The organism is Streptomyces sp. NPDC059897 (genome assembly GCF_042730865.1).
GTDB lineage: Bacteria > Actinomycetota > Actinomycetes > Streptomycetales > Streptomycetaceae > Streptomyces.
Genome location: NZ_JBHWKQ010000002.1, coordinates 332,993 through 347,990, shown reverse-complemented (window position 1 = coordinate 347,990; position 14,998 = coordinate 332,993). Strand labels below are relative to the sequence as shown.

The window sequence follows — 14,998 nt, the reverse complement described above, 5'->3', positions numbered from 1 at the left end:
GTCTCCGCTCAGCGGGGGAGCGCCCCGGCGACCGCGGACGTGACGACCCGTCGGACGTCCGCGTCGCCGGGTGGGCCGTCCTCCCGGTTCGCGTACAGCAGGTGACCCGAGCCGATCAGGGTGAGGCCCAAGGAGTCGATGTCGGTGTCGGGCGTCAACCGGCCCGCCCGGCGCTCCGCTTCGAGGTACGAGCGGAGCATCGCGGTGGCGTCCGACAGGACCGTGACGCCGGGGCGGCCCGCCGCCCGCAGCCGGGCGCGCAGGCCGTCGCGGAAGGTGAGCAGGCCGACCATGGCGACGACGAGTGGTGTGAACAGGTCCGTCAGGGCGTCCGTGAGGAGGTCGACGACCGGGCGGGTGCCGGCGGACGCGACGAGCGCGGCGGCCCGCTCCTCCGTGCGGCCCGCGCGGTCGATGACGAGGTCGGCCAGGAAGGCGTCGAAGTCGGCGAAGTGGCGGTGCAGCACGCCCTTGGCGCAGCCGGCCTCCGCGGTGACCGCCCGGCTGGTGAGCGCGGCGGCGCCGTCCCGCATGAGGACGCGCTCGGCCGCGTCGAAGAGCTGCTCGCGGGCGTCGCGTATGGCCACACCGGTCGGCACCTGCGGGTCTCCTTCGTCGGACTGGGATTCGGGTTGGCTTCGGTTCGGGTCAGGTTCGGCTCAGGGTAGAAGAGTGGGCGAGTGCCCACTATGGTGGGCGCATGCCCACTCGTGAGTCGAAGCAGCCCGGAACCGCCCCGAACGAGCCGCACAAGGCCCGCGCCATGGCCGAGTCCTTCGGCACCGACCCCGACCGCTACGACCGCACCCGGCCCCGTTACCCCGACGCTCTGGTGGCCCGGATCGTCGCCGCGGTGCCCGGCCCGGACGTGCTCGACGTCGGCTGCGGCACCGGCATCGTGTCCCGCCAGTTCCGGGCGGCGGGCAGCACCGTCCTCGGCGTCGACGTCGACGCGCGCATGGCGGAGTACGCGCGCGTGCACGGACTCGACGTGGAAGTCGGCAGGTTCGAGACGTGGGACGCGCGGGGCCGCACCTTCGACGCGGTCGTCGCGGGCCAGACCTGGCACTGGGTCGACCCCGTCGCGGGCGCCGCGAAAGCCGCCGAGGTACTGCGGCCCGGCGGACGCCTCGCGCTCTTCTGGAACGTCTTCCGCCCCGGCCCGGAACTCGCGGACGCCTTCGCCGCCGCCCACCGCGCGGCCCTGCCCGACGCCCCGCGCAACCCCTGGGCCCGCCCCACCCTCGACGCGTACGGCGCGGTCTTCGCCCAGGTCGCCGACGGCTTGCGCGACACCGCCCTGTTCGGCGAACCCGAGGAATGGCGCTTCGAGTGGGAGGCCACGTACACCCGCGACGCCTGGCTGGAACAGCTGCGGACCAGCGGCGAGGCGGGCACGTACCGGCCCGGACAGATGGAGGACCTGCTGGCCCACACGGGCGCCGCGATCGACGCCATGGGCGGCGGATTCACGATGCCGTACACGGCGGTGGTGGTCACCGCGGAGCGCGGCGCCGCCGCCTGACACCGCTCAGTGGGTGGTGAAGCCGCCGTCCACGGGCAGGGCGACGCCGACGACGAAGGAGGCGGCCGGGCTGCACAGCCACAGGACGGCGCTCGCGATCTCGTCGGCGGTGCCGAGGCGGCCGATGGGCTGCTCGCCGATGATCGCGGCCATGGCCTCGGCCTGACCTTCGAGCATGTCGGCGACCATCGGGGTCTCGATGACGCCGGGGCACACGGCGTTGATGCGGACGCCCTTGGGGGCGTACTCGACCGCGGCGCTCTTGGTCAGACCGATCACGCCGTGCTTGGAAGCGTGGTACGCGGCGCGTTCCGGCAGGCCGACGAGGCCGCCGAGGGAGGAGCAGTTGACGATCGCGCCGGAGCCCTGGGCGCGCATCTGCCGCAGCTCGTGCTTCTGGGACGTCCAGATGCCGCGCAGATTCACCGCGTTGACGCGGTCGAAGTCCGCGGCGGTCTCGTCGGCGGCGTCGGCGGGCGGCGCCTGGATACCGGCGTTGTTGAAGGCCATGTCCAGGCGCCCGAAGGTCTCCACGGTGCGCGCGACCATGGCGGCGGCCTGGTCCTCGTCGGCCACGTCGCAGCCGACGCCGATCACCCGGTGCCCGGCGGTGGTCAGCTCCTCGGCCGCACGCTCGGCGGCCTTCTGGTCGAGGTCGGCGAGGGCGACCGCCGCGCCGGCCTCGGCGAAGGCGCGGGCGGTGGCCAGGCCCATGCCCGAGGCGGCGCCGGTGACGAGGGCGACCTGGCCGGTGAAGTCGTAGGTGGGGTTCATCAGTGAAGGGTCCTGTTCCTGTTCGCGTTCGTGTTCGCGTTCGGTGTTCGTGGTCGGGGATGTCTTCGAGATCCAGGAAACCGGCATTCCAGGTGCGGGGCGAGGCACTGATGAGGGGTGTACTGGCAGTACATCGCTCCGGCCGCGACCACGACGTACCGTCGAGTCGTGGACAACCGCGACGAAGCCCGTGAGTTCCTGACCTCCCGGCGAGCCAGGATCACGCCGGAGCAGGTCGGATTCCCGGCCGGCAGCCGGCGCCGTGTGCCGGGGCTGCGCCGGGCCGAGGTGGCGGCGCTGGCCGACGTCAGCGTCGAGTACTACGCGAAGCTGGAGCGCGGCAATCTGGCCGGGGTCTCCCCGGGCGTCCTGGAAGCCGTCGCCCGTGCCCTGCGGCTCGACGACGTGGAACGGGCCCACCTGTGGAACCTCGCCCGTGCCCAGGAGGGCTCCGATGCCCTCACGCAGCTCCAGCCACGGCCCAGCGGCGCACAGCGGAAGCTGCCCGAGAGCCTGCTGTGGACCCTGGAAGCCGTCACCACGGCGCCCGCCTTCGTCGTCAACAGCCGCCTGGACCTCCTGGCCACCAACCGGCTCGGCCGCGCCTTCTGGGTCGACCTGTACAACAGTCACGTCCAGCCGCCGAACATCGCCCGGTACCAGTTCCTCGACCCCGCGTCCCACCGCTTCTACCCCGACTGGGACGTGATCGCCGACAGGGTCGTGGACGTGCTGCGCAACGAGGCCGGGCGCAACCCCCACGACAAGGGCCTGCACGATCTGGTCGGCGAGCTGTCCACCCGCAGCGAAGCCTTCCGTGCCAGGTGGGGCATGCACAACGTCACCCGCCACGGCACCGGGAGCAAGCGATTCCACCACCCGGTCGTCGGGGACCTGGCCCTCTCCTGGCTGGGGTCGACCGTCGACGCCGACCCCGGCCTCACCCTGCTCTTCTACGCCGCCGAGCCCGGCTCCCCGTCCGAGCAGAGCCTGCGCCTGCTGGCCTCCTGGGCCGCCTCGCAGGACGACGGGTCCGTCGCGCCACGGACCCCCTCCGGCGGTACGGCGCAGACCAGTGACGGCAACTAGCCCCGTCGGACCCCGATTGTCAGTGGCGGGTGCTTCCCTGGAGTCGTAGCGGAAGGGGAAGCGGCAGTCATGACGGAGGAGATCCGGATTCGGCAGTCCGGTCGGGATCTGTGTGTCCGGCGGCATCCGGACACACAGGTGGAGTGCGTGCTCCCGGACACGCACTATCCGCGCCCGCACCACGCCTTGGACGGGACGACGTGGCACGACGGGCTGTGCGGCGAGTGCCACGGCAGTGGACGGTGCGAGGGGGAGGTGTGCGGCGGCTGTCGGGGTGGCGGGTTCCGTTTGCTGGAGGACCAGGAGTGACGGACAACAGGGGTGACGGGCAAGCGGTCAGGGGGTGGGCGGGTGGTCCGAGCAGCAGTCGTCCGAGCTGTCGGCCGTCTCGAGGCGGCAGTAGCACGACGAGCGGATCGGGACGTCCGCCACCGCCAGCGCCGTCGTCAGCTCCGGGGCGATGATCCGGGCCTCCGCGGTGCGCCCGAGGCGGAGCAGGCACTCGTGAAGGCCGTGCAGCGCCCACACGTTGTGGGGGTGGCGCAGCGAGCGCGGCAGGGTGTCGTTCAGGCCCAGGTCGGCGGCGTAGACGTCGGCGGCCTCCGCGACCCTGCCCTGTTCCAGGAGCAGCGCGCCGTACGCGTGCCGGGTCGGCTGCATCCAGCCCCACGGTTCGTCGTAGGGGAGGGCGTCGTCGAGTTCGATGGCGCGGCGGAGGTGGGTGAACGCCTCGTCGAAGTCGCCCGTGCGGTAGGCGAGTTCGCCGTCGAGCATCGCGGCGGCGACGGCGAGGAGGTCGAGGCAGGTGTTGTTGTAGATGGTGCGGGTCTCCGGGACCCGCTCGACGGCCGCCGTGAAGCGCGCGCGTTCGGTCGCCGCCTCCCGGGTGCGGCCCGTCGCGGCGAGGGCCACGCCCCGGCCGTAGTGGGTCATCGCCGTCGTCACGCGGTACAGCTCCGGGTCGCCGGGCAGTGGCAGGTCGATCAGGTCCTGCCAGCGGCCGAAGCGGATCAGGGCGTGCACGCGCATGCCGAGGAAACCCTCCAGCCAGTCCGCCATGGGCGGGGATTGGAGGTGCAGCAACTCTTCGGGGACTGCCGCCTCCAGGCGGTCCACGGAGTCGAAGGCCACCTCCGCCTGGCCCGCGAACATCGCGGCGTAGAGGCGGAAGTGGAGGTTGTGGCAGCGGTAGAGCGTGTAGAAGTTCATGGCGCCGTCACGGGCCAGCGCCTTCTCGTCGGCCTCGACGGCACGGGTGTTGGCGGCGATGGTGCGCCGGTAGTCGCCGCACAGCACGTCGATGTGCGAGGGCATGTGGTGCAGATGGCCCGCGTCGGGGACCAGGCCCCGGAGCCGGTCGGCGACCGGCAGCGCCTGTTCGGGCGTCGGGGACATCTCCATGAGGTGGATGTAGAGGTGCAGCAGGCCCGGGTGGTCACGGCCCTGCGGTCGCGCGAGTGCGCGTTCGAGCGCCTCGCGCGCCTCGACGGTGCGGGCGCCGTCGGCGGGGCGGCCGGTGGGCAGGTCCCACAGCTGCCAGGGCGTGAGGTTCATCAGGGCGTCGGCGTACAGCGCCGCGACGTCCGGGTCGTCCTGGTGGTTCGCGTAGACCTTGCCCATGGCCTGCGCGTACTCCTCGTTCCACACCGACTGGTCGGGCGCGGGCCCGGCGGACGGGTAGCGGGACGTGAGGGCGTCGATCAGCGCCTGCTCCACCGGTGTCGCGCGGGCGGCGGCGAGCGCGGCCCGCTGGACCGCGTGATGCGTGCGCTCGACGGACGACGTCAGATCGCGCTCGTCGAACGCCTCCCACGGCTTGTTGTAATTGGGGCCCAGCGCGTAGGCGAGGCCCCAGTGGGCCATGGCGCACTGCTCGTCGGCCGCGACGGCCTGCTCGAAGCAGTGGGCGGCCTCCTCGTGGCGGAAGCCGTACACCCACAACAGGCCACGGTCGAACCAGAGTTGGGCCTCCGGTGCGGAGGTCGTGATCTCGCGGTGGAAGGATCCCAGGTCGTAATAGCCGTCGTCGCTCACGGGCGCCGCCTTCGACGAGTGTGCCGGGTCCGTCCCGGGGTGGGCCGGATACAACACATTGTCCCGCCGTGTGCGGCGCCGCACCATGGGCGGCGCCGCAGACGGTTCAGCCCTGCAGCCGCGAGCGCAGCAGCTGCTTGCCCATCTCGGCGCCCTTGCGGCTGTCGGCCTGCGCCTTGCGGAACAGCTCGGCGAGTTCCTTGTCCTGGGTGCGCTCCGCGTCGTGGATGTACGTCTCCAGGCGCAGTGCGTTGCTGAGGCAGGACTCGACGAACCAGACGAGGTTGTAGTCCTTGTCCAGCGTGCCGGTGACGTCACCGGTCTCGACGGATGCCGTCATGGTGCTTGTCCTCCGTGTCGTCGTCTCGTCTCGGTGGACTTCGGTGCAGTGCCCGCCGGGTACCCGGGGGCCGCCGACGTACGCACGCGGAACTGTCCTAGGGCCGACGCTTTGCGTCGTGTGCCTGCTCCAGGCGTACGAACGGGATCTGCCGCCCGGCCTCCCGGAACGACTGCTCGCTGCCGTCGGTGGCCGGTCGTCCTTCGGGGGTGCGGGGCAGGGGCATGGGCCGGCGCCTTTCGGTGGGCTTCGTCGGGTCGGGCTCGCGCGGTCGCCGAGGCAGAGGTCCACGATGTCACGTGTGCCCGCGTGGAAGCCGGATGGTGGACTGATCGAAGAGGGGCGCCGCACCGTCGAGAACGTGACGGCGTGGGGTGAACGTCGGGACGCACTAGAGGATTGGTGTCCGACCGGGCCGGCCGTGTCTTACGGAGTCGTGACGCATCGGCCCGTTGCCGTGGTGTGCCGGGGCGTGGGATCTAGCGTGGCGGCATGCGAGTTCTGGTCACCGGCGGTGCCGGGTTCATCGGGTCCCATGTCGTCGAGGCGCTGGCCGCGCGCGGTCACGAGCCCGTCGTGTTCGACGTCCGGGAGGACCCCGGCGCCGATGTACGCGATGCCGACGCGGTCGCCCGCGCCTTGGCGGGCGTCGACGCCGTGTGTCATCAGGCGGCCATGGTCGGGCTCGGCAATGGTGTCGCCGACGCCGCCGAGTACGTGTCCCGCAACGACCTCGGCACGGCCGTGCTGCTCGCCGCGATGGCCGAGGCCGGTGTGCCGCGCCTCGTGCTCGCCGGGTCGATGGTCGTCTACGGGGAGGGGCGCTACGCCTGCCCGCACCACGGCGTCGTACGGCCCGGGCCGCGCGCCGCCTCCGACCTGGACGCGGGCCGGTTCGAGCCCCGATGTCCCGACTGCGGCGCCGAGTTGGCGCCCGGTCTCGTCGGCGAGGACGCCCCCGCCGACCCGCGCAACGTGTACGCCGCGACCAAGCTTGCGCAGGAACACCTCGCCGCCGCCTGGGCACGCTCGACCGGCGGCACCGCGGTCTCGCTGCGCTACCACAACGTGTACGGGCCGCGGATGCCCCGAGACACCCCGTACGCCGGAGTCGCCTCCTTCTTCCGCTCCGTGCTCGCCCGCGGCGAGGCACCCCGCGTCTTCGAGGACGGCCGCCAGCGGCGCGACTTCGTGCACGTACGGGACGTCGCCGAGGCCAACGCCGTGGCCCTCGAGGCCGATGCCGGGCCGGGTGGCGCGCTGCGCGCCTACAACACCGGCAGCGGCACCCCGCACACCGTCGGCGAGATGGCGTCCGCGCTCGCGGCGGCGTACGGCGGGCCGGACCCCGTCGTGACGGGGGAGTACCGGCTCGGCGACGTCCGGCACATCACCGCGGACTCGGCGCGGCTCCGCGCCGACCTCGGCTGGAAGCCCGAGGTCCAATTCGCCGACGGCGTACGGGAGTTCGCGCGCACCGCGATGGAACGCTGAGCCCCGGTCAGCCGGGCAGCAGGTGCTCGCGACCGAACATCGCCGCCGCGGCACGCGCCGTGGGGGTGCCCGCGTCGAGGTCAGCGCCCGCTTCGAGCAGGACCGTCACCACGTCGTCCGCGCCCTTGAACAAGGCACCGGCGACGGGTGACTGGTCGCGGGCGTTGCGCAGGTCCGGGTCGGCGCCGAGGCGGAGCAGGGCGCGCACCGTGTCGGCGTGACCGTGGTAGGCGGCCAGCATCAGCAGGCTGTTGTCCTGCGCGTCCGTCACGTCGACGGGCAGCCCGTGCTCCACGAACTCCACCAGTTCCGCCGTGCTGCCCTCCCGCGCCAGGTCCTGGGCGAGGGCGATGACCCGCTCGGTCTGCTCGGGTGTCAGTGCGCCGCTGTTCACGCCAACCACTCCTGAGATACGTACGGGACGAAGAGACGAAGAGACGGAGCCCGGTGCGCCGAACGCACCGGGCTCCCCGCGTGGGCTCAGAGTTCGCCCGCAGCCAGGGCCTCGATCGCCTTGCGGACGCCCTCGCCGTAGGCCGGGTCGGCCTGCGTGCAGTTGGCGATGTGCCGCTCGACGGTCGCCTGCGACGCGCCGTTGATCGCGCGTGCCGTGTTCTCGAACAGGACCTGCTGCTGCTCGGCGCTCATCAGCCGGAACAGATCGCGGGGCTGCTCGAAGTAGTTGTCGTCGTCCTCGCGGAAGTCGAACCGGTCGGCGACGGCGCCCACGGCGTGGGCCGGCTCGCGGTAGGCGGTCTGCTCGCGCCAGCGGCCGTACGAGTTGGGCTCGATACCGGGGGTGGCCCCCTGGTTGCCGTCGACGCGCATGGCGCCGTCGCGGTGGTAGGAGTTCACCGGGTTCTTCGGCGCGTTGACCGGGATCTGGTGGTGATTCACGCCGAGCCGGTAGCGCTGGGCGTCACCGTAAGAGAACAGCCGGCCCTGGAGCATCCTGTCCGGCGAGTAGCTGATGCCGGGCACCACGTTGGCCGGGGTGAAGGCGGCCTGCTCCACGTCGGCGAAGTAGTTGTCGGGGTTGCGGTTGAGCTCCCACTCGCCGACCTCGATCAGCGGGTAGTCCTTCTTCGACCAGACCTTGGTGAGGTCGAAGGGGTGGAAGCGGTAGCTGTCCGCGTCGGCCTCCGGCATGACCTGGACGAACAGCTTCCACTTCGGGAAGTCGCCGTTCTCGATCGAGTCGAACAGATCGCGCTGGTGCGACTCGCGGTCCTTGCCGACCAGGGCCTCGGCCTCGGCGTCGGTGAGGTTCTTGATGCCCTGCTGGGTGCGGTGGTGGAACTTCACCCAGAACCGCTCGCCCTCGGCGTTGATCAGGCTGTACGTGTGCGAGCCGAAGCCGTGCATGTGCCGGTACGAGGCGGGGATGCCGCGCTCCGACATCACGATGGTGACCTGGTGCAGGGCCTCGGGGAGGTTGGTCCAGAAGTCCCAGTTGTTCTCGGGGTCGCGCATGTTGGTGCGCGGGTCGCGCTTCACCGCGTGGTTGAGGTCCGGGAACTTCAGCGGGTCGCGGAAGAAGAACACCGGGGTGTTGTTGCCGACCAGGTCCCAGTTGCCCTCGTCCGTGTAGAACTTCAGGGCGAAACCGCGGATGTCGCGCTCGGCGTCGGCGGCGCCGCGCTCGCCCGCGACGGTGGAGAAGCGGGCGAACATCTCGGTCTGCTTGCCGATCTCGGAGAAGATCTTCGCGTTCGTGTACCGCGTGATGTCGTGCGTGACCGTGAAGGTGCCGAACGCGCCGGAGCCCTTGGCGTGCATCCGGCGCTCGGGGATGACCTCGCGGTCGAAGTGCGCGAGCTTCTCGAGGAACCACACGTCCTGGAGCAGCATCGGGCCGCGCGGGCCGGAGGTCATGGAGTTCTGGTTGTCGGGAACCGGCGCTCCGGCAACCGTGGTCAGCGGCTTCTGGTTGTTCTCGGGCAAGGCTGGCTCCTTCGTGCGATCGAGGGGTCTGATCGTGTTCCAGATCCTAACTTGGACTCTGTCTAAGTCAAATACAGATCCAAGCCAGGTTCCTATCCAGCCGTGCTCGGCAGCGTGACCTCGAAGCGGCAGCCGCCGGGGATGTTGCGGACCGTGGCCCGGCCCGCGTGCGCCTCGACGATGCCGCGCACGATCGCGAGGCCGAGGCCCGCTCCTGCCGGGGGAGTGCGCGCGTGGGTGCCGCGCCACCCGGTGTCGAAGACGCGCGGCAGATCCTCCTCCGGGATGCCGCCGCAGGCGTCCGAGACCGACACCACGACGCCCTCCGGCGAGCGGTGCGCGGCGACGGCGACCGTGCCGTCCGCGGGAGTGCGGCGGATCGCGTTGACGAGGAGATTGCCCAGGACGCGGCTCATCTCCTTGCCGTCGACCTCCACCGGCACCGGCTCCACCTGCTCGCCGACCAGCCGCACCCCGTGCTCGCGCGCCAGCGGGTCCGCGCCCGCCAGCGCGTCGCTGACCAGGTCGTACAGGGACATGCGGGCCGGGGCGAGCGGCAGCGCGCCCGCGTGGATGCGGGACAGCTCGAAGAGGTCACCCACCATGTCGTTGAGCCGCTCGACGTCCGTGCGCATCTGCCGCAGATAGCGGTCCGGGTCGGCCGCGACACCGTCCTCCAGCGCCTCCGCCATGGCGCGCAGACCCGCGAGAGGCGTACGCAGATCGTGCGAGATCCACGCGACCAGCTCGCGTCGCGAGGTCTCCAGGGCCCGCTCGCGCTCCCGGGAGGCGGCGAGCTTCGCGCTGGTCGCCGCCAGCTCACGGCTCAGCTCCTCCAGTTCGGCGGTGGCCGGGGCGACGGGCGCGGCGAAGTCGCCGCCGTCGCCGAACGAGCGCGCGGCCACGGCCAGTTCGCGACTGCGTGCCACCACCCAGCGGCCGAGGACCAGCGCGGTCGCCAGTGACACGGCCGCCGCCATCGCGACGACCATCGTCACCACGGTCAGGTCGTGCGGCGACAGGAACATCGCCCACGCCACGGCGAGCGTGCCCGCGAGCATCGCCACCACGCCGACGGTGGCCACCACGGCGATCGAGGCGGTCAGCGAGCGCCGCCGCAGCAGCCTCAGCGCGCCCGCCCCGGCGAGGCCCGTGGCGGCGGCGCCCGCGAAGGCGTACAGGGCGATGACGAGGATGTCGCGCACGGTCAGGCCTCCCGCTCGGCGGTCTCGGGCGTCGTGGTGGGTTCGAAGCGGTAGCCCACGCCCCACACCGTCTGGATCAGGCGCGGGCGCGCCGGATCGTCCTCGACCTTGCCCCGCAGCCGGCGGATGTGGACGGTGACCGTCGACAGGTCGCCGAACTCCCAGCCCCACACCTCGCGCATCAGGTCCTCCCGGCTGTACGCCCGCCCCGGATTGCGCAGGAAGAAGACGAGGAGGTCGAACTCGCGCAGGGTCAGGGCGAGTTCGGTGCCGTCCCGGGTGACGCGGCGCGCCGCCGGGTCGACGTTGAGGCCTGCCGCGTAGAGCGGGCGCTGCCGGGCGGTGGCCGGGCGGGCGCGGCGCAGCACCGACTCCACGCGCAGCACCAGTTCGCGCGGGCTGAACGGCTTCGTCACGTAGTCGTCCGCGCCGACCTCCAGGCCGAGGATCCGGTCGTCCTCGTCGCCGCGCGCGGTCAGCATGATGACGGGGACGGGGCCGCGTTCACGCATTCGGCGGCACACCTCCAGGCCGTCCATGCCGGGCAGCATCAGGTCGAGCACCACCAGGTCGGGGCGGTGCGCGGCGGCGCGCGCGAGGGCCGCGGGGCCGTCGTCGGCGCGGTCCACGCGGTAGCCCGCGCGGTCCAGGTAACCCGCCACCACCTCGGCGACGGTCGGGTCGTCGTCGACGACCAGGACGCGGGCCGCGCCGCCGTCGGGGCCTGCCCCCGTGGGCTCGTATGACTGCTGCATGCCCCCAGCCTCACACCGCGCCGCGCGGGCGGGGCGGCGCGGCGGGGGCGGAGCGGTCGACGTCCGTGTTTCGTAAGGATCTCGCACCCGAAATGTCTGAATCGGGCTCGTAGGCTGAGACCCGTGACAAGCCCACCCACCACCGTCGACGTGGTCCTTCCCTGCCTCAACGAGGCCGAGGCCCTGCCCTGGGTCCTCGACCGGATCCCGGCGCACTGGCGCGCCCTCGTCGTCGACAACGGCTCGACCGACGGCTCCGCCGGAATCGCGCGCTCGCTGGGCGCCCAGGTCGTGCGCGAGGAGCGGCGCGGATTCGGCGCCGCCTGCCACGCCGGCCTGACCGCGTCCGACGCCGACATCGTGTGCTTCTGCGACTGCGACGCCTCCCTCGACCCCGGCCTGCTCGTCCCCTTCGTGCGCGAAGTGGCCGACGGCGAGGCCGACCTGGTGCTCGGACGGCGCCGCCCGACAGAGCGCGGCGCCTGGCCCGCGCACGCCCGCGCGGGCAACCTCGCGCTCGCCCGCATGCTGCGCCGCAGGACCGGACTGCGCCTGCACGACCTCGGCCCGCTGCGCGCCGCCCGCCGCGAGGCGCTGCTCGGACTCGGCCTCACCGACCGGCGCAGCGGCTACCCGCTCCAGATGGTGGTGCGCGCCGCCGACGCCGGCTGGCGGATCGCCGAACACGACGTGCCGTACCTGCCGCGCACTGGCGCCTCCAAGGTGACAGGCACCTGGCGCGGCACCTGGCACGCGGTGCGCGACATGAACCGGGTGCTGAACGAGACACCCGTACGTGAAGGGAGCGTCCGGTGAGCGCCGTGCCGAACGAGACGCCCGTACCGGAAGGGAGCGCCCGATGAGTGCCCCTCCCGACCTCCTGGTCATCGCCAAGGAGCCGCTCCCCGGCCGGGTCAAGACCCGGCTCACCCCGCCCTTCACACCCCAGGAGGCGGCGGAGCTCGCCGAGGCCGCGCTCGCCGACACCCTGGAGGCGGTCGCCGAGGCCCCGGCCGCCCGCCGTGTCCTCGTGCTCGACGGCGCGCCGGGCCCCTGGCTGCCGCCCGGCTTCGAGGTCGTGCCGCAGTGCGCGGGCGGCCTCGACGAGCGGCTCGCGGCTGCCTTCGCCCAGTGCGACGGGCCCGCGCTCCTCATCGGAATGGACACCCCGCAGGTCCGCCCCGACCTGCTCACCGTCGACTTCGCCGACTGCGACGCCTGGTTCGGCCCCGCGCTCGACGGCGGCTTCTGGGCCCTCGGCCTGGCGGAACCCGACCCGGAGCTGCTGCGCGGCGTGCCCATGTCCACGGCGCACACCGGCGCCGCGCAGCGCGCCCGGCTCGTCGAGGCGGGCCTCACCGTGCGCGACCTGCCGCCGCTGCGCGACGTGGACACCGCCGAGGACGCCGCGGCCGTGGCCGCTCAGGCGCCGCACGGCCGGTTCGCCGCGCGCCTGGCGCGATGTACGGCAGGGGCGCACCAGTGAGAACGCCCATGGGCCCCTCGGTGAGCACGCCCACCGCCCCCTGGGCGGGCGCCGACCCGTACTCCGCCGCCCTGCGCGCCGGCCGCGGCCCCCTCTTCCTGCGCCGCACCGACGGCTGGCTGCTGCCCCTGGAGGTCGAGCGCTGGTGTGCGCGGGCCGACGCCGTCGACCGGCAGGTGCTCGACCGCTGCGAGGGCGCCGTGCTCGACGTCGGCTGCGGCCCCGGACGCCTCGTCGCGGAACTCGCCGCGCGCGGCCGCGCCGCGCTCGGCGTCGACGTCAGCGACGCCGCCGTCACCCACAGCCGAAGCCTCGGCGGCCAGGCGCTGTGCCGCTCCGTGTTCGACCCGCTGCCCGGCGAGGGCCGCTGGAACACCGTGCTGCTGATGGACGGCAACATCGGCATCGGCGGCGAACCGCACGCCCTGCTCGCCCGCGTCTCCCAACTCCTGGCCCCGGGCGGCCTGTTGATGGCCGAGACGGCACCCGTCGACGTGGACGAACGCGCCAGCGTGCAGGTCACCGACTCCCCGGGACAGCCCGGCCGGCCCGGCGACCGCCCCTTCCCATGGGCCCGCCTCGGTACCCCCGCCCTGCTCCGCTACGCGGCCGGGGTCGGCCTGCGCCCCGACGGTCAGTGGTCCGTGGGTGGCCGCTGCTTCGCCGCGCTGCGCACCCGCACCGCGAGCAGCAGCGCGGACCCCGCGAAGAGTGCGGCCGTGACCAGGAGCCAGTGACCGAGGTACACCTCGGCGGAGCGGCCGGTCGCGGACCGGAAGCGCTCGTCCACCGCCCCGCTGATCAGCGGGAACCAGACGAGCAGCAGCAGCCCCGACAGGGCGGCGGGGACGCGGACGTACCCCACCCGTTCCCGCCGCCCGGCCGCCGCGAACCCGCGTACGAGCAGTCGGTCGACCCCCGCGTACAGCGGCACCAGCACGAGGTCGTGCACGAGGGCGGCCCCCACGAACCACAGCGCCACCCCGAACCAGTCGTCGGACAGCAGCCGCACCCCCGCATACCCGGCGAGCGCGAACGAGCCGCACAGCAAAAGGAGTTGAAGCAGACTGCCCAACGGCACGCGACGGCGGCGCAGGAGAGACATCACGGTCACACCTTCCCGAAGGTGAGCCGAGCCACCCACTTGGTGTTGAGGACACCCGGCGCGGCCGGCACGATCACGCGCGCCGGGTAGCCGTGGTCCGGGGAGAGGTCCTCCCCGTTGACGTACAGGGCGAGCAGCGAGCGCGGATCGGCGACCTGGTTGGCGCGCAGCGCCGCGTGCCGGAAGGCGCCGCGCCGCTGCAGCGACTCCACGAGCACATCCGGCGGATCGCCGTCGTGACCCACCAACGCCGCGAGATCACGCAGCCGCACTCCGCGCCACCACTGATCGGACGTCGACCAGCCCTCAACACAGGCGATGGGCAACGACGAGCTGTGCAACGGGAGTTGGGAGAGCTCGGCGCGGCCGAGGCGCACCGTGCGGCCCGAGCTGCCGACCACGACGAGGAGCCACGCGTCCTCCGCCGTCTCCGCTCGGTCGATCCCCGCGTAGGCGGCGGTCTTGTTGATCTGGAAGCCGTTCGGGCCGGGGCCCGGGTCGGCGCCGCCGTGCGGGGCGAGCAGCGCGGTGCGGCGCAGCGGCCCGTCGAAGCTCTGCCCCGCCGTCGTTCCGAACAACAGCAGCGAGCCGCCGCCCACGAACCACAGCGCACCACGCCGCGACACCGTCGGCGGATCGGGTCGCGGGGCCACCAACTCGCCCTCCTCGCGCGCCTTTCGCACGTTCCGCATCGCCGCCGGAACCTTCAGCACCGCGTGCGCCACGAACGCGGCGAAGAACACCCACGCCCCGTAGAAGTGCAGCGGATAGAACGAACCGGGGAAGAGGTAATCGAGCTGAACGTTCAACACCCCCGTGACGAACTCGAAGAGCCCGCCGCCCACCAGCAGCAACAGCGAGACACGTTCGAGCGCGTGCGCCAGCGAACGGGCAGGCGGCAGCGCGAACAGCTTCGGCACCACCGACCACAGCTTCGCGAGGAGTACGGGGATCAGCGTGATGCCGAGCGTGACATGCACACCCTGCGTGAGCCGGTACAGCCAGTGCGGGTCCGTCGGCCAGGCGAAGAGGTAGAAGCCGAGGATCCCCTTGTCCGGGGTCTTGTCGTTGACCGGGGCGAGCCCCGGGTTGTAGGCCGCGTACGAGACGAGGCCCGTCACGAACAGCACCGTGATGCCGAAGAGCAGCACCAGACCCAGCACGGAGGTGAGCCAGGGGCCGCGCAGCGGGCTGCGCCAGAAGGAGGGGGAGGCGGGGGTGTCGCGCATGACTCGACCGTAGGCCGC

The 14,998-nt window shown here is 72.7% G+C and carries 17 protein-coding genes; 6 read left to right on the top strand and 11 right to left on the bottom strand.

Translation table 11 applies throughout. The features are described from left to right. Window positions 1–8: 8 nt before the first annotated feature. A complete protein-coding gene (locus ACFV9W_RS04345) occupies window positions 9–599 on the bottom strand; it encodes a TetR family transcriptional regulator (RefSeq protein ID WP_385755465.1) in 591 nt (196 codons plus the stop codon). A gap of 101 nt (window positions 600–700) precedes the next feature. On the opposite strand from ACFV9W_RS04345, the gene ACFV9W_RS04340 reads away from it, so the two are divergent. Further along, window positions 701–1,525: a class I SAM-dependent methyltransferase gene (locus ACFV9W_RS04340; RefSeq protein WP_385755463.1), complete on the top strand. Its 825-nt coding sequence runs from the start codon at window positions 701–703 to the stop codon at window positions 1,523–1,525. Between the two features lie 6 nt (window positions 1,526–1,531). On the opposite strand, the gene ACFV9W_RS04335 is transcribed toward ACFV9W_RS04340, so the two are convergent. Beyond that, window positions 1,532–2,299, bottom strand: a complete 768-nt coding sequence (locus tag ACFV9W_RS04335; RefSeq protein WP_385755460.1) for a glucose 1-dehydrogenase — start codon at window positions 2,297–2,299, stop codon at window positions 1,532–1,534. A 168-nt stretch (window positions 2,300–2,467) separates the two neighbouring features. Between ACFV9W_RS04335 and ACFV9W_RS04330 the strand changes: the two genes are divergently transcribed. Then, window positions 2,468–3,388, top strand: a complete 921-nt coding sequence (locus tag ACFV9W_RS04330) for a helix-turn-helix transcriptional regulator (protein WP_385755457.1) — start codon at window positions 2,468–2,470, stop codon at window positions 3,386–3,388. Window positions 3,389–3,724: 336 nt separating this feature from the next. Here the strand turns inward: ACFV9W_RS04330 and ACFV9W_RS04325 are convergent, their stop codons facing one another. From ACFV9W_RS04325 to ACFV9W_RS04315, 3 genes are all read right to left on the bottom strand, one after another. Continuing rightward, window positions 3,725–5,509, bottom strand: coding sequence for a tetratricopeptide repeat protein (locus tag ACFV9W_RS04325; RefSeq protein ID WP_385755454.1), 1,785 nt, complete (start codon window positions 5,507–5,509; stop codon window positions 3,725–3,727). 19 nt (window positions 5,510–5,528) lie between these two features. Continuing rightward, window positions 5,529–5,762, bottom strand: coding sequence for a hypothetical protein (locus ACFV9W_RS04320; protein ID WP_385755452.1), 234 nt, complete (start codon window positions 5,760–5,762; stop codon window positions 5,529–5,531). Window positions 5,763–5,859: 97 nt separating this feature from the next. Then, window positions 5,860–5,988 (bottom strand): hypothetical protein, encoded by a 129-nt coding sequence (locus ACFV9W_RS04315; protein WP_385755451.1) that lies wholly within the window; start codon window positions 5,986–5,988, stop codon window positions 5,860–5,862. Window positions 5,989–6,254: 266 nt separating this feature from the next. Here ACFV9W_RS04315 and ACFV9W_RS04310 point away from each other — a divergent pair, with 266 nt between their 5' ends. Beyond that, window positions 6,255–7,256, top strand: a complete 1,002-nt coding sequence (locus ACFV9W_RS04310; protein ID WP_385755448.1) for an NAD-dependent epimerase/dehydratase family protein — start codon at window positions 6,255–6,257, stop codon at window positions 7,254–7,256. A 7-nt stretch (window positions 7,257–7,263) separates the two neighbouring features. On the opposite strand, the gene ACFV9W_RS04305 is transcribed toward ACFV9W_RS04310, so the two are convergent. From ACFV9W_RS04305 to ACFV9W_RS04290, 4 genes are all read right to left on the bottom strand, one after another. Then, window positions 7,264–7,650 carry an ankyrin repeat domain-containing protein gene (locus ACFV9W_RS04305; RefSeq protein ID WP_385755446.1) on the bottom strand — a complete coding sequence of 129 codons (387 nt, stop codon included), beginning with the start codon at window positions 7,648–7,650 and terminating at the stop codon, window positions 7,264–7,266. Window positions 7,651–7,736: 86 nt separating this feature from the next. Then, window positions 7,737–9,200, bottom strand: coding sequence for a catalase (locus ACFV9W_RS04300; RefSeq protein ID WP_385755443.1), 1,464 nt, complete (start codon window positions 9,198–9,200; stop codon window positions 7,737–7,739). Between the two features lie 92 nt (window positions 9,201–9,292). Next, window positions 9,293–10,405, bottom strand: coding sequence for a sensor histidine kinase (locus ACFV9W_RS04295; RefSeq protein WP_385755442.1), 1,113 nt, complete (start codon window positions 10,403–10,405; stop codon window positions 9,293–9,295). Window positions 10,406–10,407: 2 nt separating this feature from the next. Then, entirely contained in the window at window positions 10,408–11,160 is a 753-nt protein-coding gene (locus ACFV9W_RS04290) for a response regulator transcription factor (protein ID WP_385755441.1), read from the bottom strand. A 123-nt stretch (window positions 11,161–11,283) separates the two neighbouring features. Here ACFV9W_RS04290 and ACFV9W_RS04285 point away from each other — a divergent pair, with 123 nt between their 5' ends. Genes ACFV9W_RS04285 through ACFV9W_RS04275 form a run of 3 tightly spaced genes read left to right on the top strand, consistent with a single transcriptional unit; the run spans window position 11,284 to window position 13,383 of the window. Further along, window positions 11,284–11,976 (top strand): glycosyltransferase family 2 protein, encoded by a 693-nt coding sequence (locus tag ACFV9W_RS04285; RefSeq protein ID WP_385755439.1) that lies wholly within the window; start codon window positions 11,284–11,286, stop codon window positions 11,974–11,976. A gap of 43 nt (window positions 11,977–12,019) precedes the next feature. Further along, on the top strand, window positions 12,020–12,646 hold the full coding sequence (locus ACFV9W_RS04280; protein WP_385755437.1) for a DUF2064 domain-containing protein: 627 nt from the start codon (window positions 12,020–12,022) through the stop codon (window positions 12,644–12,646). Further along, entirely contained in the window at window positions 12,622–13,383 is a 762-nt protein-coding gene (locus ACFV9W_RS04275; RefSeq protein ID WP_385755435.1) for a class I SAM-dependent methyltransferase, read from the top strand. Before ACFV9W_RS04280 ends, ACFV9W_RS04275 begins: the two co-directional genes overlap by 25 nt. On the opposite strand, the gene ACFV9W_RS04270 is transcribed toward ACFV9W_RS04275, so the two are convergent. Further along, window positions 13,281–13,751 carry a hypothetical protein gene (locus ACFV9W_RS04270; RefSeq protein WP_385755434.1) on the bottom strand — a complete coding sequence of 157 codons (471 nt, stop codon included), beginning with the start codon at window positions 13,749–13,751 and terminating at the stop codon, window positions 13,281–13,283. The genes ACFV9W_RS04275 and ACFV9W_RS04270 overlap by 103 nt on opposite strands. Window positions 13,752–13,756: 5 nt before the next feature. Next, window positions 13,757–14,980: a molybdopterin-dependent oxidoreductase gene (locus tag ACFV9W_RS04265; protein ID WP_385755431.1), complete on the bottom strand. Its 1,224-nt coding sequence runs from the start codon at window positions 14,978–14,980 to the stop codon at window positions 13,757–13,759. Window positions 14,981–14,998: the final 18 nt, after the last annotated feature.

Excerpts from the sequence above, each read along its gene's own strand:
- ACFV9W_RS04340 (WP_385755463.1), top strand. The coding sequence starts at position 701 with ATGCCCACTCGTGAGTCGAAGCAGCCCGGAACCGCCCCGAACGAGCCG.
- ACFV9W_RS04335 (WP_385755460.1), bottom strand. The coding sequence starts at position 2,299 with ATGAACCCCACCTACGACTTCACCGGCCAGGTCGCCCTCGTCACCGGC.
- ACFV9W_RS04325 (WP_385755454.1), bottom strand. The coding sequence starts at position 5,509 with ATGGTGCGGCGCCGCACACGGCGGGACAATGTGTTGTATCCGGCCCAC.
- ACFV9W_RS04320 (WP_385755452.1), bottom strand. The coding sequence starts at position 5,762 with ATGACGGCATCCGTCGAGACCGGTGACGTCACCGGCACGCTGGACAAG.
- ACFV9W_RS04315 (WP_385755451.1), bottom strand. The coding sequence starts at position 5,988 with ATGCCCCTGCCCCGCACCCCCGAAGGACGACCGGCCACCGACGGCAGC.
- ACFV9W_RS04310 (WP_385755448.1), top strand. The coding sequence starts at position 6,255 with ATGCGAGTTCTGGTCACCGGCGGTGCCGGGTTCATCGGGTCCCATGTC.
- ACFV9W_RS04290 (WP_385755441.1), bottom strand. The coding sequence starts at position 11,160 with ATGCAGCAGTCATACGAGCCCACGGGGGCAGGCCCCGACGGCGGCGCG.
- ACFV9W_RS04280 (WP_385755437.1), top strand. The coding sequence starts at position 12,020 with ATGAGTGCCCCTCCCGACCTCCTGGTCATCGCCAAGGAGCCGCTCCCC.
- ACFV9W_RS04275 (WP_385755435.1), top strand. The coding sequence starts at position 12,622 with ATGTACGGCAGGGGCGCACCAGTGAGAACGCCCATGGGCCCCTCGGTG.
- ACFV9W_RS04270 (WP_385755434.1), bottom strand. The coding sequence starts at position 13,751 with ATGTCTCTCCTGCGCCGCCGTCGCGTGCCGTTGGGCAGTCTGCTTCAA.
- ACFV9W_RS04265 (WP_385755431.1), bottom strand. The coding sequence starts at position 14,980 with ATGCGCGACACCCCCGCCTCCCCCTCCTTCTGGCGCAGCCCGCTGCGC.